Origin of the sequence: Microbacterium sp. NPDC058269 (assembly GCF_042881445.1) — a bacterium.
Taxonomy (GTDB): Bacteria; Actinomycetota; Actinomycetes; order Actinomycetales; family Microbacteriaceae; genus Microbacterium.
This window is the reverse complement of sequence record NZ_JBHVXT010000003.1, coordinates 640,580-655,744: the sequence shown is the minus strand read 5'-3', so window position 1 is coordinate 655,744 and position 15,165 is coordinate 640,580. Positions and strand designations below refer to the sequence as shown.

Annotated in this window: 12 protein-coding genes and 1 tRNA gene; 4 read left to right on the top strand and 9 right to left on the bottom strand. The window is 67.7% G+C overall.

The genetic code is table 11. The features are described 5' to 3' along the window. Nucleotides 1–25: 25 nt before the first annotated feature. Nucleotides 26–1,279 carry an alpha/beta fold hydrolase gene (locus ACFVWL_RS16735; RefSeq protein ID WP_387185115.1) on the bottom strand — a complete coding sequence of 418 codons (1,254 nt, stop codon included), beginning with the start codon at nucleotides 1,277–1,279 and terminating at the stop codon, nucleotides 26–28. Next, nucleotides 1,276–3,279 (bottom strand): DUF262 domain-containing protein, encoded by a 2,004-nt coding sequence (locus tag ACFVWL_RS16730; RefSeq protein ID WP_387185112.1) that lies wholly within the window; start codon nucleotides 3,277–3,279, stop codon nucleotides 1,276–1,278. Before ACFVWL_RS16730 ends, ACFVWL_RS16735 begins: the two co-directional genes overlap by 4 nt. Nucleotides 3,280–3,455: 176 nt before the next feature. Between ACFVWL_RS16730 and ACFVWL_RS16725 the strand changes: the two genes are divergently transcribed. Both ACFVWL_RS16725 and ACFVWL_RS16720 read left to right on the top strand, forming a co-directional pair. Continuing rightward, nucleotides 3,456–4,229 carry a hypothetical protein gene (locus ACFVWL_RS16725; RefSeq protein WP_105670086.1) on the top strand — a complete coding sequence of 258 codons (774 nt, stop codon included), beginning with the start codon at nucleotides 3,456–3,458 and terminating at the stop codon, nucleotides 4,227–4,229. A gap of 184 nt (nucleotides 4,230–4,413) precedes the next feature. After that, nucleotides 4,414–4,917: a DUF3145 domain-containing protein gene (locus tag ACFVWL_RS16720; protein ID WP_387185110.1), complete on the top strand. Its 504-nt coding sequence runs from the start codon at nucleotides 4,414–4,416 to the stop codon at nucleotides 4,915–4,917. 139 nt (nucleotides 4,918–5,056) lie between these two features. Here the strand turns inward: ACFVWL_RS16720 and ACFVWL_RS16715 are convergent, their stop codons facing one another. Next, complete coding sequence (locus ACFVWL_RS16715) at nucleotides 5,057–6,460, bottom strand: PLP-dependent aminotransferase family protein (protein ID WP_387185107.1); 1,404 nt, start codon at nucleotides 6,458–6,460, stop codon at nucleotides 5,057–5,059. Nucleotides 6,461–6,555: 95 nt separating this feature from the next. Between ACFVWL_RS16715 and ACFVWL_RS16710 the strand changes: the two genes are divergently transcribed. Then, a complete protein-coding gene (locus tag ACFVWL_RS16710) occupies nucleotides 6,556–7,221 on the top strand; it encodes a YitT family protein (RefSeq protein ID WP_387185104.1) in 666 nt (221 codons plus the stop codon). 75 nt (nucleotides 7,222–7,296) lie between these two features. On the opposite strand, the gene ACFVWL_RS16705 is transcribed toward ACFVWL_RS16710, so the two are convergent. The 6 genes from ACFVWL_RS16705 to aceE all read right to left on the bottom strand — a co-directional run bounded on the left by ACFVWL_RS16705 (nucleotide 7,297) and on the right by aceE (nucleotide 14,912). Continuing rightward, nucleotides 7,297–8,535, bottom strand: coding sequence for a beta-ketoacyl-[acyl-carrier-protein] synthase family protein (locus ACFVWL_RS16705; protein WP_387185101.1), 1,239 nt, complete (start codon nucleotides 8,533–8,535; stop codon nucleotides 7,297–7,299). A gap of 96 nt (nucleotides 8,536–8,631) precedes the next feature. Continuing rightward, on the bottom strand, nucleotides 8,632–8,880 hold the full coding sequence (locus ACFVWL_RS16700; protein WP_017830435.1) for an acyl carrier protein: 249 nt from the start codon (nucleotides 8,878–8,880) through the stop codon (nucleotides 8,632–8,634). Between the two features lie 68 nt (nucleotides 8,881–8,948). Then, nucleotides 8,949–9,950: a beta-ketoacyl-ACP synthase III gene (locus ACFVWL_RS16695; RefSeq protein ID WP_387185099.1), complete on the bottom strand. Its 1,002-nt coding sequence runs from the start codon at nucleotides 9,948–9,950 to the stop codon at nucleotides 8,949–8,951. Next, entirely contained in the window at nucleotides 9,947–10,867 is a 921-nt protein-coding gene (locus ACFVWL_RS16690; RefSeq protein ID WP_387185096.1) for an ACP S-malonyltransferase, read from the bottom strand. The genes ACFVWL_RS16695 and ACFVWL_RS16690 overlap by 4 nt, the downstream gene beginning before the upstream one ends. Before the next feature lie 90 nt (nucleotides 10,868–10,957). Continuing rightward, nucleotides 10,958–12,154 carry a PucR family transcriptional regulator gene (locus ACFVWL_RS16685; RefSeq protein ID WP_387185094.1) on the bottom strand — a complete coding sequence of 399 codons (1,197 nt, stop codon included), beginning with the start codon at nucleotides 12,152–12,154 and terminating at the stop codon, nucleotides 10,958–10,960. Between the two features lie 31 nt (nucleotides 12,155–12,185). Further along, nucleotides 12,186–14,912, bottom strand: coding sequence for a pyruvate dehydrogenase (acetyl-transferring), homodimeric type (aceE, locus tag ACFVWL_RS16680; RefSeq protein ID WP_387185091.1), 2,727 nt, complete (start codon nucleotides 14,910–14,912; stop codon nucleotides 12,186–12,188). 153 nt (nucleotides 14,913–15,065) lie between these two features. Between aceE and ACFVWL_RS16675 the strand changes: the two genes are divergently transcribed. Next, nucleotides 15,066–15,138, top strand: a tRNA-Val gene (locus ACFVWL_RS16675). Nucleotides 15,139–15,165: the final 27 nt, after the last annotated feature.

Sequence of the window (15,165 nt, the reverse complement as noted above, 5' to 3'; positions counted from 1 at the left end):
GGCATCCTCCTCCGGGCGGAGATGCTCAGCGGATGCGACGACCGTGCGCGAGGTCGATGAGGTGCGACAGCACAGGTCCCGAGCGCAGGCCGTTGTGCTCGTGCTCGCTCGTCTGCCAGAGCTGCACGCCCGGGACCAGCTTCGCGGTCTCGAGAGAGAACTCGTAGGGCACGTAGACGTCGTTGACGTAGACCGCGGCCGCGCCGGTCGCTCCCGACGCGGCGATCGCTGCGGCGTCGTAGATGCGGGGCCACTCGAACTCGGCGAGTTCGAGGGCGACGTCGCGCCACGGCTGGAACGCGGGCACCGTGTCGGTCCACTCACGGCGGATGTGCTCGCCCGTGAACAGCGTCGGGTCGTCGCGGAAGTCCGTGGGCTCCGTGCGCTCGGCCGACCACCGGGTGGCGTGGCCGTCGGCGTAGCTCGATTCGTGGAACGCGAAGTACAGCGGGTTGCGGCCGTCGTAGGGCATCGCGTGCATCAGGTCGTACCGGAAGGCGTTGGAGGACGGATCGCGTTCCAAGAGCGACCAGACGCTCTGCCAGCCGTCGTTCGTGCCGAGGGCCGACCCCATCGACCGCAGGCGCGAGCGCGAGACCACCTCGCCGTCGGGAAGGACGATGTCACCGGCATCCGCGAGATCGACGAGTCGTCGCATGACGTCGCGGTGTTCCGGGAAGCGGCGGTAGTAGCGCTCCGAGGCGTCACGCATCTTGTCGTAGCAGAGCGCGTACACGTCGTCGGGGTGTCGACCGACGGCGCTGAGCCCGCCGGTGATGAAGACGTCTTCGAGCGAGGCGGCATCCGTCGACAGGTACGCCAGGGTCGTGAAGCCGCCGAACGACTGTCCGAGCACGCTCCAGGTGGTGGCGCCCAGGTGCTCCCGCATGGCCTCGCAGTCACGCACGATCGCATCGGCGCGCAGGTGGGTGAGGTGCTCGGCCACGGCAGACGCACCGCGTTCGAGGTCCTGGTCACCGACCGGTGTCGAGCGTCCGGTACCGCGCTGATCGAGAAGCACCAGACGGTAGTGGGCGAGCGCTTCGTCGAGCCAGGCCGGCGACGTCGACGAGTGGAACGGACGCGGAGCCTCGTGCCCCGGTCCGCCCTGCAGGAACACCAGATAGGGGAGCGCTTCACCGCCTTCGCGGGCGACCACGCGCGCGAAGATGTCGATCGTGCGGTGGTCGGAGGGGTCTCCCCACACCAAGGGGACGGTGAGGGTGTGCTCTTCGACGGTGAGATCCTGCAGTGTGCGGACGACGGTGCTCATGTTCACATCACATTTCCGATGTAGGAGTATTTGACGAAGACCTCCGAGGCGATACCCGACTCCTCGAGCACACCCTGTACAGCGGTCATCATGTAGTTGGAATCCCAGCCCATGTAGAGGAAGTGGCCCTCGTCGAGCTCGTCCCACTGGCCCTTCCACGCCATGTCCTGGTAAATCGGTCCTCCGTGAGCGGCGCAGTACGCCAGCGCCGCTGTCCTCGTATCCGTCCAGGCGCGGCGGAAGATCCGGTTGAACAGGTACTTGACGTCGGGCACCTCCCAGCGCTCACCGCGGTACTCGACGTAGTCGAACTCCCGCTCCCAGCCCGTCGGCCACCCGCGGCGGCGGACGGCGTCGAGGATCGGCGTGAGGCCGTCGTCGTCGATCTCCGGCAGGGCGGGTCGCGCCCAGATGCGGACCAGATCGGCCGTGAGCGCGATCGTGCGCCGAGTGATCGCCGCTGTGTTCCAGGCGTCGACCTCGGTGAGCTCGCGCGTCGCCGGCACCGCGCTGCGGGCGTAGGCCTCGGTGCGCTTGACAGGAAACGTGGCGCCGAACACCCGCTCGGTGAGGGGCTGTTCGAGCAGAGTCAGGTTGCCGAGGGTGGGGGCGAGGGCGCGGTGGCTGTTCTGCTCATCCTCGGAGTACTCGATCCACGGCCGCTCTCCGTCGCCCGACCATGCGTCGCCCGGCACCGTCGGGACGATGTGTTCGACGTCGAAGGAGTCGAGGTCGTCGACGCCCTCCAGTCGTCCCAGGACATAGGCGGGGTGAGGGAGCTCGCTGTACTTCAGGACAGCACTCACGCGCTCGTCGGACGGCGTGATGCGCGCGAACGCACGTGCGAGTGCGTCGCGACCGTCGCGGCGCGCGCGGCAGAGCCTGGCGACGAGTCTCTCCCCGGGCAGATTCACGAGAGCGCGGCGGAGGTACAGGGCCTGCAACCACTCCAGGGTCTCGATGAGCTCGCCGCGGTCGATCACGCCGCGCAGGTGATCGCTGTAGGCGCTCATCACGAGCGGATACGAGGAGCGACCGAACGTGTTGACGTGGCGCAGCTGCCGCGCGATCTCGGGGTCCGGCTCTCTCGTCGGATCCAGCAGGGTGCCGTAGATCTCGGCGTAGTGCCGCCACTCGCCCGCGTCCGCCTGCAGGTGGGCGACGTCGACGCGCGGGAACGACTGCCGGAACGCGCTGTACACGCCGTGCTCGCCGTTCGCCGCGACCTCGCGGCCGGTGACGAGCACGAGATAGTGCCGCCAGAAGGCGCCGATCGCCTCTCCCGTGTGGCGCTCGATCGGCACCCAGAAGCGGGCCTCGACGTCGACCTGCTCCGCGTGACTCAGCCCCATGAGGATGTAGTTGTGGATGAGCTCGTGGTCGCGCAGCGGCTCACCCGTCGAATTCAGGCTCTCGAAGATCTGCTGGGCGTTCGCCCTGGCGCCGAGGGTGATCGACACGTGCTCGAGCTTCTGAAGCCCGCGCCAGATGGTCGGCACCTCGTCGACGTGGATCTGGCTGCGGAAGAAGGCGTAGTTGTCGTCGAAGCGCGACTCGCGGTCGGTGTCATCGCGTCGATCCAGGACCACGGACTCGTACAGGTCGGCCCAGGCATCGTGCGGGCGGAGCTTCGTGCGGTCGGGGGCATCGGAGCGCACCAGCACGCGTTCGAGGGCGGCGGCCAGGACCGTGTCGGTGTCGCGGATCGCATGATGCAGGGCGGCCACCAGCAGCATGAGTGTGGTGATGCGCTGCTGGCCGTCGATGAGGATCAGGTCGGAGTCCGCTGCAGAGCCGTCTTCGGCCGACAGGATCGAGCCGATGAAGTGGCGGTGGGCGTCGTCTTCGCCGGCCACGGCGCGGATGTCGGCCAGGAGACGTTCGCAGCCGCCGATGTCCCACCGGTACTGCCGCTGGTACACGGGGACCACGATGGTGGTGCTCCCCGTCGCGAGCCACTCGATCGTGTTGACTGCTGTCGCCTCGACGTTGGTCGCGGTGCTCATGCTGGTGTCTCGTCCTCCCGTAGCGACGGGTGCCGAGGACTCGCCGGGCGCCCCGACCAGTCTATTCGGTTATGCACGGCCGACCTCCGAGGGGCTCGCGGAGGTCGCTGTTAGGCTTGCCTTATCAGGGCCTGTTAAAACGTGCTGGCCCCCGATGAAAGGAACATGACTCGATCATGGGTTACATCAAGTCCGCTGCCCTCGAGGAAAAGGGATTCGTCGTCCTCGACAGCTACAACCAGGAGCTCGACCCCAAGGAATGGCTCGACATCGAGTACAACGACTGGAAGTCGTCGGGTGACACCCGCTTCGCTCCTCTCGCCAGTGCCTTCGGCGACATCGAGTGCAACGGTTTCTGGAACCACAAGCCGCCGCGCACCGACAAGGACGGCGTCTGGATCGACTCGCAGACCGAGAAGGCTCCGAACCTCACGCGCCGCGCGCAGGAGCCGGGTGCGAACGTCGGCCGCTGCCGCGTCATCGAGCTGCAGCCGACCCCGTACGGCGACTGCCTCTACAACCTGCACCAGGACGACAACAACCGCCTGAACCCGGACGGCACCGGCTGGGTGGTCCGCGGCTTCTTCAACCTGACCGACGACAAGGACAGCTACTTCGTCCTGCGTGAGAACCGCACCGACCCGAGCATCGAGTACCGCATCGCCCTTCCGGCCGGCGCGCAGCTCATCGTCGACACGCAGCGTCTGTGGCATGCGGCCACGCACAACGGCACCGAGCCGCGCTACTGCCTCATCACGTCGTGGACCTCCGGCCCCGAGCTCGACGCCTACATCGAGAAGTACAACGGCACCGACGACGTCCCCAACTACGAGGTCGACCAGGAGACGCTCGAGTTCGGCTACGCCGAGCAGGCGCGCAAGGATGCCGCTCGCGCGGCTTACTACGCCGCCAAGGGCCAGCAGGTCAAGCAGGCCATGAGCGAGGCCTGACCCTCGACATCCCAGGACTGTTTTCGGTCCGAAGGCCCCGATCCCGGTGATCGGGGCCTTCTTCATGGAATGACATGCTTGTGATTTTCACAGATCTCGGCGAGAATGGGCGCACAACCGCATATTCTCGCCACTTCGTGGTTCAGGTCGTTGGGGAAGACGCACCTGATGAAACGGAGAGATCATGGCGACGGCTTACGCACGCGGAGTGGTGTTCATCCACTCTGCGCCTCGCGCGCTCTGCCCGCACCTCGAATGGGCGGTGGGTCGCGCTATCGGGCGTGCGGTGAACTTCGACTGGACCGAGCAGCCCGTTCTCGACGGCGCTCGACGTGCGGAGTTCTACTGGGACGGCCCCGTCGGTACCGGTGCCGCTCTCGCGACGTCCATCCGCGGGTGGGAGCACCTCCGTTTCGAGGTGACCGAGGACCCCACGCCCCGCAGCGACGGAGGCCGCTGGTTGCACACGCCCGACCTCGGCATCCACTACGCCCAGACCGACGCTGCCGGCAACATCGTGATCGGCGAAGACCGGATCCGCTATGCGATGGAGATCGCCGCCGGCAGCGCGATCGAGTTGCAGCGCGAGCTCGACATCGCCCTCGGATCGGCGTGGGACGAGGAACTCGAACCCTTCCGTCACGCCAGCGATGACGCCAGGGTCGTCTGGCTCCACAAGGTCGGCTAGTCCGACACCACAGACCCGGAACGGGGAAGGCGTGAGTATCGGATGCCGGTGAGTCATCCCGGACGCTGAGAAGACGTATCCCCGCTCCGCACGACGAGGACCCCGCCCCGGAAACGAGGCGGGGTCTTCGTCGTCTGCGTCAGATGACCGCTGCGTGCTGCAGCTGCTCGTGCGGGGATGCGTTGCCGCCGCGCACGTCGTCCCAGGCCAGGGACAGGCGCAGCATCGCCTCGGCCGTGCGCTCGGGCGGGAGGGTGATGGGGATGCGCAGTCGACGTTCGAGGACACCGCCCGTCGTGAAGCGCGGGCCGGGCGGCAGGATCAGATGCCGTGCGCGCGCGGCGAGGGAGAGCGACGTGGACAGCGGGGCGCCGATGTCCACCCATGCGGAGAGGCCTCCCGGCGTCGGCGGCATCCGGAATCCGGGAATCCCGACCACGCCAGCCTCGACCGCTGCACGGCCCGCGTGCAGACGTCGGCGCACGTGGGAGGTGAGCGCAGGCATGTCCGTGAGCAGCTCGACGGCGATGCACTGCTCGAGCAACGCGGTGCCGAGCTCGAACGAGGGACGCACGGCGAGCAGACGCGCGATGATCGAGCGCTCCGCACGGATCCAGCCGATGCGCATTCCTCCCCACGCGATCTTCGACATCGACCCGACGGTGATCACGTTCGGGCCGCTCGCCGCCATCGGGGCGGGGGACCAACCCCGATCGATATCGAGCTCGGTGGTCGTCTCGTCGACGATCAGCTGAGTGCCCACGTTGCGCGCGGTCGTCACGATGCGTCCCCGCTCCTCGTCGGGCAGGGTGGCGCCGGTCGGGTTGTGGAAATCGGGGATGAGATATGCGACATGAGGCCGGGAGCTCAGCAGCGTCTCGTTCAGATGCCGGGTGTCCCAGCCGTCGACGTCGACGGGCGTGGGGAGCAGCCGGTAACCGTGGCGGTGCAGCGCTTCGAGGGCATGCGGGAAGGTCGGCTGCTCGACCAGTGCCCTCTCGCCGCGTCGCCCGACAGCGGTGAGGATCAGGTTCACCGCGTTGAGTGCTCCGGACGTGATGATGATCTCATCGGGGGAGGTCGGCGCTCCACGATCGCGGAAGCGCTGGGCGACGGCCTCCCGGAGTTCGGGGAGCCCTTGGAGCGAATACCCGCTGGTGCCACGCAGGGCCGCGAGGCGGGGAAGGGACCGGACCGTCGCGTCATACAGTCCGGGGGTCGAATCCATCGAGGCGATGGACAGGTCGATGGCCTCGTCATCGGCATCCGCGCCTGGAGCGGTGTATCCGTTGGGCAGCGTGACGCGCGTGCTTCCGCCGTGGAGACGGGAGACATATCCGTCGGTCTCGAGCAGTCCGTATGCGCGGGTGATCGTGGAGCGGGAACGGCGAAGCTCCATCGCGAGGGCTCTTTCGCTCGGTAGACGCTCACCGACCGTGAGGCGACCGTCGAGGATCAGTGCCCTGATCCGGTCCGCGAGGGTCGTCGCAGTCGAGCCTGCCACGTTGTGCGCTCCGAGCTGTTCCACGAGTCGTGATCCCATGGTTCCAGCATGACGCAAAGTGGCCTGATGAGTGCAGGCCACTTTGCGGTGACTGGATTCGCCTTCGCACGCGTTCGACAGACCAGGGTAGAAGGATGCTCCTCCGCTCCGTGCTTCTTCCCGTGACGGCCACCAGTCGGCGGGACCTCGTCGAACGGCTCGTGCAGCTGCTCGTCGGCCTGTTCCTCTACGGCGTCGCCCTCGGTTTCATGGTTCGAGGCGGCATCGGCGTGGCGCCCTGGGACGTGCTGGCACTCGGACTCGCCGAGCAGACCGGGCTCGGTTACGGAGTCATGACCGTTCTCGTCTCGATCGTCGTCCTGCTGCTGTGGATCCCGCTACGTCAGCGTGTGGGGCTCGGCACCGTGTTGAACGCGCTTCTCGTCGGACCCAGCGCCGATCTCGCGCTCGCTCTGATTCCGCAGCCAGCTTCGGTGTGGATCGGTGCCCCCATGTTCGTCTTCGGATTGCTGCTGCTGGCCTTCGCAACCGGGCTCTACATCGCCGCCGACTTCGGTCCGGGCCCTCGCGACGGGCTGATGACGGGCCTCGTCCGACGCACCGGCTGGGCCGTGTGGCTGGTCCGGACGCTGATCGAGGGGAGCGTGCTGCTCGTCGGCTTCCTCCTCGGCGGCCCCGTCGGCGTGGGAACCGTGCTCTTCGCCTTCGGCGTCGGCCCGCTGATCGGCTGGTTCCTCCCGCGCATCACGCGGACGCGCGTGGCCCGCTCGCAGAAGCTGGGCGCGCTCCGCTCGGCCTGATCGGAGCATGACTGCCAGAGATATGAAGAGAGGCCCTCGGAATCCCGAGGGCCTCTCTTCATGCTCGATGCGGTGTCAGTCGGCGCTGGCGACCACGAGGACGGCGTTGTGCCCGCCGAATCCGAAGGAGTTGCTGATCGCGATCTGTGGACCCTCGCCGAGCGGCGTGGCGTCGCCGGAGAGACGGAACGGAACCGCCGGGTCGGGCTCGGTCATGTTGATGGTCGGCGGTGCCACGCGGTCGCGCAGGGCGAGGAGCGAGAAGATCGCCTCGAGTGCGCCGGTGCCGCCGAGCAGATGCCCCGTCGATGCCTTCGTCGCCGAGACGGGGATCTCGTCGATCCGGTCGCCGAAGACCTTCTTGAGCGCGACGTACTCGTTGGGGTCGCCGACCGGCGTCGACGTCGCATGTGCGTTGATGTGCGTGACCTGGTCGGCGGTGATACCGGCCTCTTCAAGGGCCTGCGTCACTGCACGTGCTGCACCGTTGCCCTCGGGGTCGTTGCCGGTGATGTGGTAGGCATCGGCCGTGACGCCACCGCCGAGCACGTAGCCGTAGATCTTGGCGCCGCGTGCCTTGGCGTGCTCCTCGGTCTCGAGGATGAGCGCGGCTGCGCCCTCGCCCATGACGAACCCGTCGCGGTCGATCGCACCGGGACGCGAGGCGTGGGCGGGGTCGTCGTTCCGACGCGACAGGGCCTGCGCGGAGGCGAAGGAGGCCATCGTGATCGGGTGGATCGCCGATTCGGTGCCACCGGCGATCACGACGTCGGCGAGACCGTCCTGCAGGTGGTGGAAGGCGTGGATGATCGACTCGGTGCTGGAGGCGCACGCGCTGACCACGGTCTGCGCGTAGGCGCGGGCGTGGAACTGCAGCGACAGGTTTCCAGCGGCGGCGTTCGGCATGAGCATCGGGACCGTGAGCGGCATGACGCGGCGCGGACCCTTCTCGCGGAGGGTGTCCCAGGCGTCCAGCAGCGTCCAGAGGCCGCCGATGCCGGTGGCGAAGTCGACGCCGAGCCGTTCGGGAGCGACTTCGGGAGAACCGGCGTCCTCCCAGGCCTCGCGCGCCGCGATCAACGCGAACTGCGACGAGGGGTCGAGACGCTTGGCCTCGTGCCGGGGGAGAACCTCTTCCGGGCGGACGATCGCCTCGGCGGCGAAGGTGACGGGCAGCTCGTACTGCTGTACCCAGTCGTGTTCGAGCGTGCGGGTGCCGGACATGCCGGCCAGCAGGTTCGTCCAGTTCTCCGGGGCCGTTCCGCCGATGGCGGAGGTGGCGCCGATGCCGGTGACGACGATGCGCTTGGTCATGGGGTGTGGTTCCTTGTCGAAACGAAGTCGAACGGGTGAGAGGGCAGGTCGGAGGATGCCACTCCCCGCGAGCGCGGGGGTGGCATCCTGCCGGAGTTACTCCTGGCCCGCGACGATGAAGCTGACGGCGTCGCCGACGGTCTTCAGGTTCTTGACCTCGTCGTCGGGGATGGTGACGCCGAACTTCTCCTCGGCGTTGACGACGATCGTCATCATCGAGATGGAGTCGATGTCGAGGTCATCCGTGAACGACTTCTCGAGGGCGACCTCGGAAGCGTTGATGCCGGTCTCGTCGGTGATGAGCTCTGCGAGGCCAGCGAGGACCTCATCGTTGGTGAAAGCCATGTGGTCTTCCTCTTTCTTGCGGGTTGTTTTCGGAACCGTGGAACAGTCTAGGGAAGGTCAGCGCATTCTCAGGGAAGGACGACGACCTGTGCGGCGAACACGAGACCGGCGCCGAAGCCGATCTGCAGCGCGAGGCCGCCCGACAGCTCGGGGTGTTCGGCCATGAGGCGGTGGCTCGCGAGCGGGATCGAGGCTGCGGAGGTGTTGCCGGTGGTCTCGATGTCGCGGGCGATCACGGTGGTCTCGGGCAGCTTCAGCTGCTTGGCGAACTCGTCGATGATGCGCATGTTGGCCTGGTGGGGGATGAAGGCGGCGATGTCGGAGGGCTCGACGCCCGCCTTGTCGAGCGCCTCGCGCGCGACCTTCGCCATCTCCCAGACCGCCCAGCGGAAGACGGTCGGGCCCTCCTGGCGAAGCGTCGGCCACGGCACCACTCCGTCGCGGAAGTCGGTGAGGGTGCCGTTCATGCCCACGGCGTCAGCCTTCGAACCGTCGGAGCCCCACACGGCGGGCGCGATGCCCGGCGTGTCGCTCGGGCCGATCAGTGCGGCACCCGCGCCGTCGCCGAGGAGGAACGAGATGCTGCGGTCGGCCGGGTCGACGACGTCGGAGAGCTTCTCGGTGCCGATGACGAGTGCGTAGCGAGCGGCGCCGGCCTTGATCAGCGCGTCGGCCTGAGCGATCGCGTAGGCGTATCCGGCGCAGGCTGCGTTGATGTCGTAGGCCGCAGCGGGGTTCGCTCCGACACGATCGGCGACGATCGCGGAGACCGACGGGGTCTGCTTCGGGTTGCTGATGGTCGCGACGATCACCAGGTCGACCTGATCTGCCGGAACCCCTGACTTCTCGATGGCCTCGGCAGCCGCCGTCGTCGCGAGGTCGATCGCGTCGGTGCCCTTGTCGGCGCGAACACGGGTGATGATGCCGGTGCGCTGGCGGATCCACTCGTCGCTGGAGTCGATAGGACCGATCAGATCCTCGTTCGGCACGGCGTTCTCTCCGCGGGCAGCGCCGTAGGAGTAGATGCGCGTGTACGCGGGGCCGGTGACCTGGGCGAGGGTGACGCTCATGCGGCTTCTCCGTTCAGCAGCGCCACGGCTGCATCGAGGTCTTCAGGGGTCTTCACAGCGACGGTCGGCACTCCGCGGAGGCCCCGTTTGGCGAGGCCGACCAGCGCGCCGGCGGGGGCGAGCTCGATCACTCCCGTCACGCCGGCGTCGGCGAACGACTGCATGCAGAGATCCCAGCGGACAGGAGAGGACACCTGGTCGACGAGGAAGTTCAGTGCCTGCGCGCCGTCGTGAACAGCGGAGCCGTCGCGGTTGGTCCACAGGGTGATGTCGGGGTTCGCGGGGGCGACGTCGGCGACCGCGTCGCGGAGCGCCGCGACGGCCGAGGCCATGTACCGCGTGTGGAAGGCACCGGCGACCTGCAGGGGGACCACGCGGGTTCCCCTGAGCGGATCCTCGGCGAGAGCAGTGAGAGCGGAAAGCGCACCGGCGACCACGATTTGTCCACCACCGTTGTAGTTGGCGGGGGAGAGATCGAGCTCGGCGAGACGGGCGAGGAGGGCTTCCTCGTCACCGCCGAGCACCGCGCTCATGCCTGTCTGCTCCTGCGCGGCGGCGTCGGCCATCGCGCGGCCACGGATACCGACCAGACGCATGCCGGTGTCGGCGTCTATCACGTTGCTGCCGACGAGTGCGGAGATCTCGCCGACCGAGTGTCCGGCGATTCCGTCGGCGCGTCGACCGGCGCGCTGCGTCAGAGCGTCACCGGCGATCAGTGACGCGGCGACGATGAGGGGCTGCGCGATGCGCGTGTCCCGGATCGTGTCAGCATCCGATGCCGTGCCGTGTTCGCGAAGATCGACCTCCGCGGCCTCCGAGTACGCGGCGAGGCGTTCGGCCACCCCGTCGAGCTCGAGCCAAGGGGCGAGGAATCCGGGGGTCTGCGAGCCCTGACCTGGGCATACGACGACAATCACCCACCCAGTCTGCCAACGTTTGGGGCAGAGCGGTGGATGATCCATCACAAGATTCCGAAAAACCCTTGTGTGTGGCGCACAGAGAAGGGATCAGCGCTGGGGGCGTCGGAGCGGGGCGCGCCGACGGACCTGATCCGCCGCACCGATCGAGCCGAGGATCAGAGCGGTCTGCAGGATGAGCGCTTCGCGGGGGCCGGTGGCATCCCAGCCGATGACTTCGCTCACGCGCTTGAGGCGGTAGCGCACGGTGTTGGGGTGCACGAACAGCTCGCGTGCCGTCGCCTCGAGGGAGCGCCCGTTGTCGAGATAGCTCCACAGAGTGGTGACCAAGTCGGTGGAGTGCGCCTGCAAGGGCCGGAAGATGCGCTCGATCAGCGTCTGCTTCGCCAGTGGGTCTCCGGCGAGTGCACGCTCGGGGAGCAGATCGTCGGCTTCGACGGGGCGGGGAGCGCCACGCCACGCACGCGCGACCGCGAACCCCGCGAGAGCAGCGCGTGCGCTCTGACTCGCGTCCACGAGGGCAGCGACCTCGGGGCCCAGCACGACGTACCCAGGGCCGAACGACGGTTCGAGGCGCGCGGCGATCTCCTGGAAGCCGAGCTCTTCCTCCTCGCCCTCCTGGCCTTCGACGCGGGCGCGGCCGAGCACGAGGACGAGGCGGGAGCCCTGCACTCCGATGAGCACGTCGACGGCGAGTTTCCTGGCCGTACGGCGAACCAGGTCGACGTCGAACTGCGGAGGCGTCGTGCCGACGAGGACGGCGACCTCGCCATGGCCGTGCCATCCGAGCGCGGCGATCCGGCTCGGAAGTTCTTCGTCGGCCTCACCGGTGAGGATCGAGTCGACGACGAGTGCTTCGAGGCGGGCATCCCAGAGGCCGCGGGCTTCTGCGGCTCTCGCGTAGACGTCAGCTGCTGCGAAGGCGACGTCGCGTGAGTAGAGGAGGATCGCCTCACGGAGATCGTTCCCGCGACCCGCGACCCGTTCCTCGGTGACCTCGACGGTCACGCGGATGAGCTGCAGTGTCTGCTGGAGGCTCACGCTGCGTAGCAGCTCGCGCGGGGCCGCGGCGAAGATGTCGGCCGCGATCCACGGGGTGGAGGTGGGGTCTTCGTACCACTGGATGAACGACGTGATGCCGGCCTGGGCCACCAGCCCGACCGCAGAGCGGCGGGCTGGTGGCATGTCGGCGTACCACGGGAGGGTGTCCTCCAGGCGTTTGATCGTCACCGAGGCGATGTCACCGGAGATCCGGCGCAGCCAGGTGAGCGTCGCGGCCTTGTCCATGCCGGAAGGAGAAGAACCGGTCACCGAGGGCTCAGCTTTCGCCGCCCGCGTTGCCGCTGGTCCCGGCGTTCACGTCGTGCAGGCTGTACTTCTGGATGGCCTGCGCGGCGAGAGAACGGTCGACGACCCCGTCCTCGGCGAGCGACTGGAGCGTACGGACGACGATCGACGGGCCGTCGATCTTGAAGAAACGACGTGCGGCGGCACGCGTGTCGGAGAAACCGAAGCCGTCGGCACCGAGCGTGGCGAAGCGCTGCGGGACCCAGGGCCGGATCTGGTCCTGCACGGCGTGCATGAAGTCGCTGACGGCGACGACAGGTCCTTCGGCACCCTGCAGCTTCTGCGTGAGGTACGCGGTGCGGGGCTCTTCCTCCGGGTGCAGGAAGTTGTGCTCGTCGGCGGCGAGGCCGTCGCGACGCAGCTCGGTCCAGGAGGTGACCGACCAGACATCGGCGATAACGCCCCAGTCGTTCTTCAGCAGCTGCTGTGCCTCGAGTGCCCAGGGGAGTCCGACGCCCGACGCGAAGAGCTGGGCGCGAGGGCCCTCGCCCTCGCCGACCGAGACGCGGTGGATGCCGCGCACGATGCCGTCGACGTCCACGTTCTCCGGCTCTGCCGGCATCACCATCGGCTCGTTGTAGAGCGTGATGTAGTACATGACGTTCGGGTCTTCGTGGTTGCCGCCGTACATGCGCTCGAGACCGGAGCGCATGATGTGCGCGATCTCGTAGCCGTAGGCCGGGTCGTACGAGACCGTCGCCGGGTTGGTGGCGGCGAGCAGGTGCGAGTGGCCGTCGGCGTGCTGCAGGCCCTCACCGGTGAGGGTGGTGCGACCTGCCGTCGCGCCCATGATGAACCCGCGGGCCATCTGGTCGCCGGCCGCCCACTGGGCGTCGCCGGTGCGCTGGAATCCGAACATCGAGTAGAAGAGGTAGATCGGGATGAGCGGCTCGCCGTGCGTGGCGTAGGAGGTGCCCGCCGCGGTGAACGCCGCGAGTGCGCCCGCCTCGTTGATGCCGACGTGCACGATCTGGCCCTGCGGGCTCTCCTTGTAGGCGAGGAGGAGCTCACGGTCGACCGAGGTGTAGTGCTGGCCGTTCGGGTTGTAGATCTTCGCCGACGGGAAGTACGCGTCCATTCCGAACGTCCGTGCCTCGTCCGGGATGATCGGAACGATGCGGTGGCCGAAGTCCTTCGAGCGCAGCAGATCCTTCAGCAGGCGGACGAAAGCCATCGTCGTGGCGATCTCCTGCGTGCCGGAGCCCTTCTTGGGCAGAGCGTAGGCGGTGTCGTCCGGCAGTGAGAGGCCGACGTGGGTCGAACGGCGCTCGGGGAGGAAGCCGCCGAGCTCGTTGCGACGCTCGAGCATGTACTGGATCGTCTCGTCCTGGGGGCCCGGGTTGTAGTACGGGGGCAGGTACGGGTTCTCCTCGAGCTGGGCGTCCGTGATCGGGATGTGCATCGCGTCGCGGAACGTCTTGAGGTTGTCCAGCGTCATCTTCTTCATCTGGTGGGTCGCGTTGCGGCCCTCGAAGTGCGGACCGAGGCCGTAGCCCTTGACGGTCTTCGCGAGGATGACGGTGGGCTTGCCCTTGTGCTCGGTCGCTGCCTTGAACGCCGCGTAGACCTTGCGGTAGTCGTGGCCACCGCGCTTGAGGTTCCAGATGTCGTCGTCGGAGTAGTCCTCGACCAGGGCTGCGGCGCGCTCGTCGCGTCCGAAGAAGTGCTCGCGGACGTACGCTCCGGACTCGGCCTTGTACGTCTGGTAGTCACCGTCGGGGGTGACGTTCATCAGGTTGAGCAGCGCACCCTCGGTGTCGCGGGCGAGCAGGTCGTCCCATTCGCGACCCCACACGACCTTGATGACGTTCCAGCCCGCGCCGCGGAAGAACGATTCGAGCTCCTGGATGATCTTGCCGTTGCCTCGCACAGGGCCGTCGAGGCGCTGCAGGTTGCAGTTGACGATGAAGGTGAGGTTGTCGAGGCCCTCGTTGGCGGCGACCTGCAGCTGGCCGCGGCTCTCGACCTCGTCCATCTCGCCGTCGCCGAGGAATGCCCACACGTGCGACTGCGAGGTGTCCTTGATGCCTCGGTTCTCGAGGTACTTGTTCGACATCGCCTGGTAGATCGCGTTGATCGGGCCGAGGCCCATCGACACGGTCGGGAACTGCCAGTACTCCGGCATCAGACGCGGGTGCGGGTAGGAGGGGATGCCGTTCGGGGCGTGCGACTTCTCCTGGCGGAATCCGTCGAGCTGGTCCTCGGTCAGGCGTCCTTCGAGGTACGACCGGGCGTAGGTGCCGGGGGAGGCGTGGCCCTGGACGAAGATCTGGTCCGCACCGCCGGGGTTGTCCGCACCCTTGAAGAAGTGGTTGAAGCCCACCTCGTACAGAGCCGCGGAGGAGGCGTAGGTCGAGATGTGACCGCCGACGCCGATGCCGGGGCGCTGCGCACGGTGCACCGTGATCGCGGCGTTCCACCGGATCCAGGCGCGGTAGCGGCGCTCGACCTCTTCGTCACCGGGGAACTCGGGCTCGTTCTCCGGTGCGATGGTGTTGATGTAGTCCGTCGTCGGGACCATCGGCACGCCCAGGTGCAGCTCCTTCGAGCGCTTGAGCAGGCTGAGCATGATCTCGCGGCCGCGGCCGTGGCCCTTGGCATCCACCAGCTCATCGAGGGACTGCTGCCACTCGCCGGTCTCCTCCGGATCGCTGTCGAGGGGGCCCTGGGAGTACGGATCCTGGTCGTGCACGGTCACGGGGGAACCTTTCGTCAAGCTGGCAGGTCATGCCAAGGAAACGGGAAGCGACACGGGCAGCCTTGTCAGCTGTGCACAACGCGCGCCGGATTCAGCCTATCCCTCTTCTACGACACGGGTGCGCACCGGCCTCCCGATAGACTGATGACACCAGGGCCTTTAGCTCAGCTGGTAGAGCGCCACGTTTACACCGTGGATGTCGTCGGTTCGATCCCGGCAGGGCCCACCTTCCGCTGACGACGAGCGACCAGCG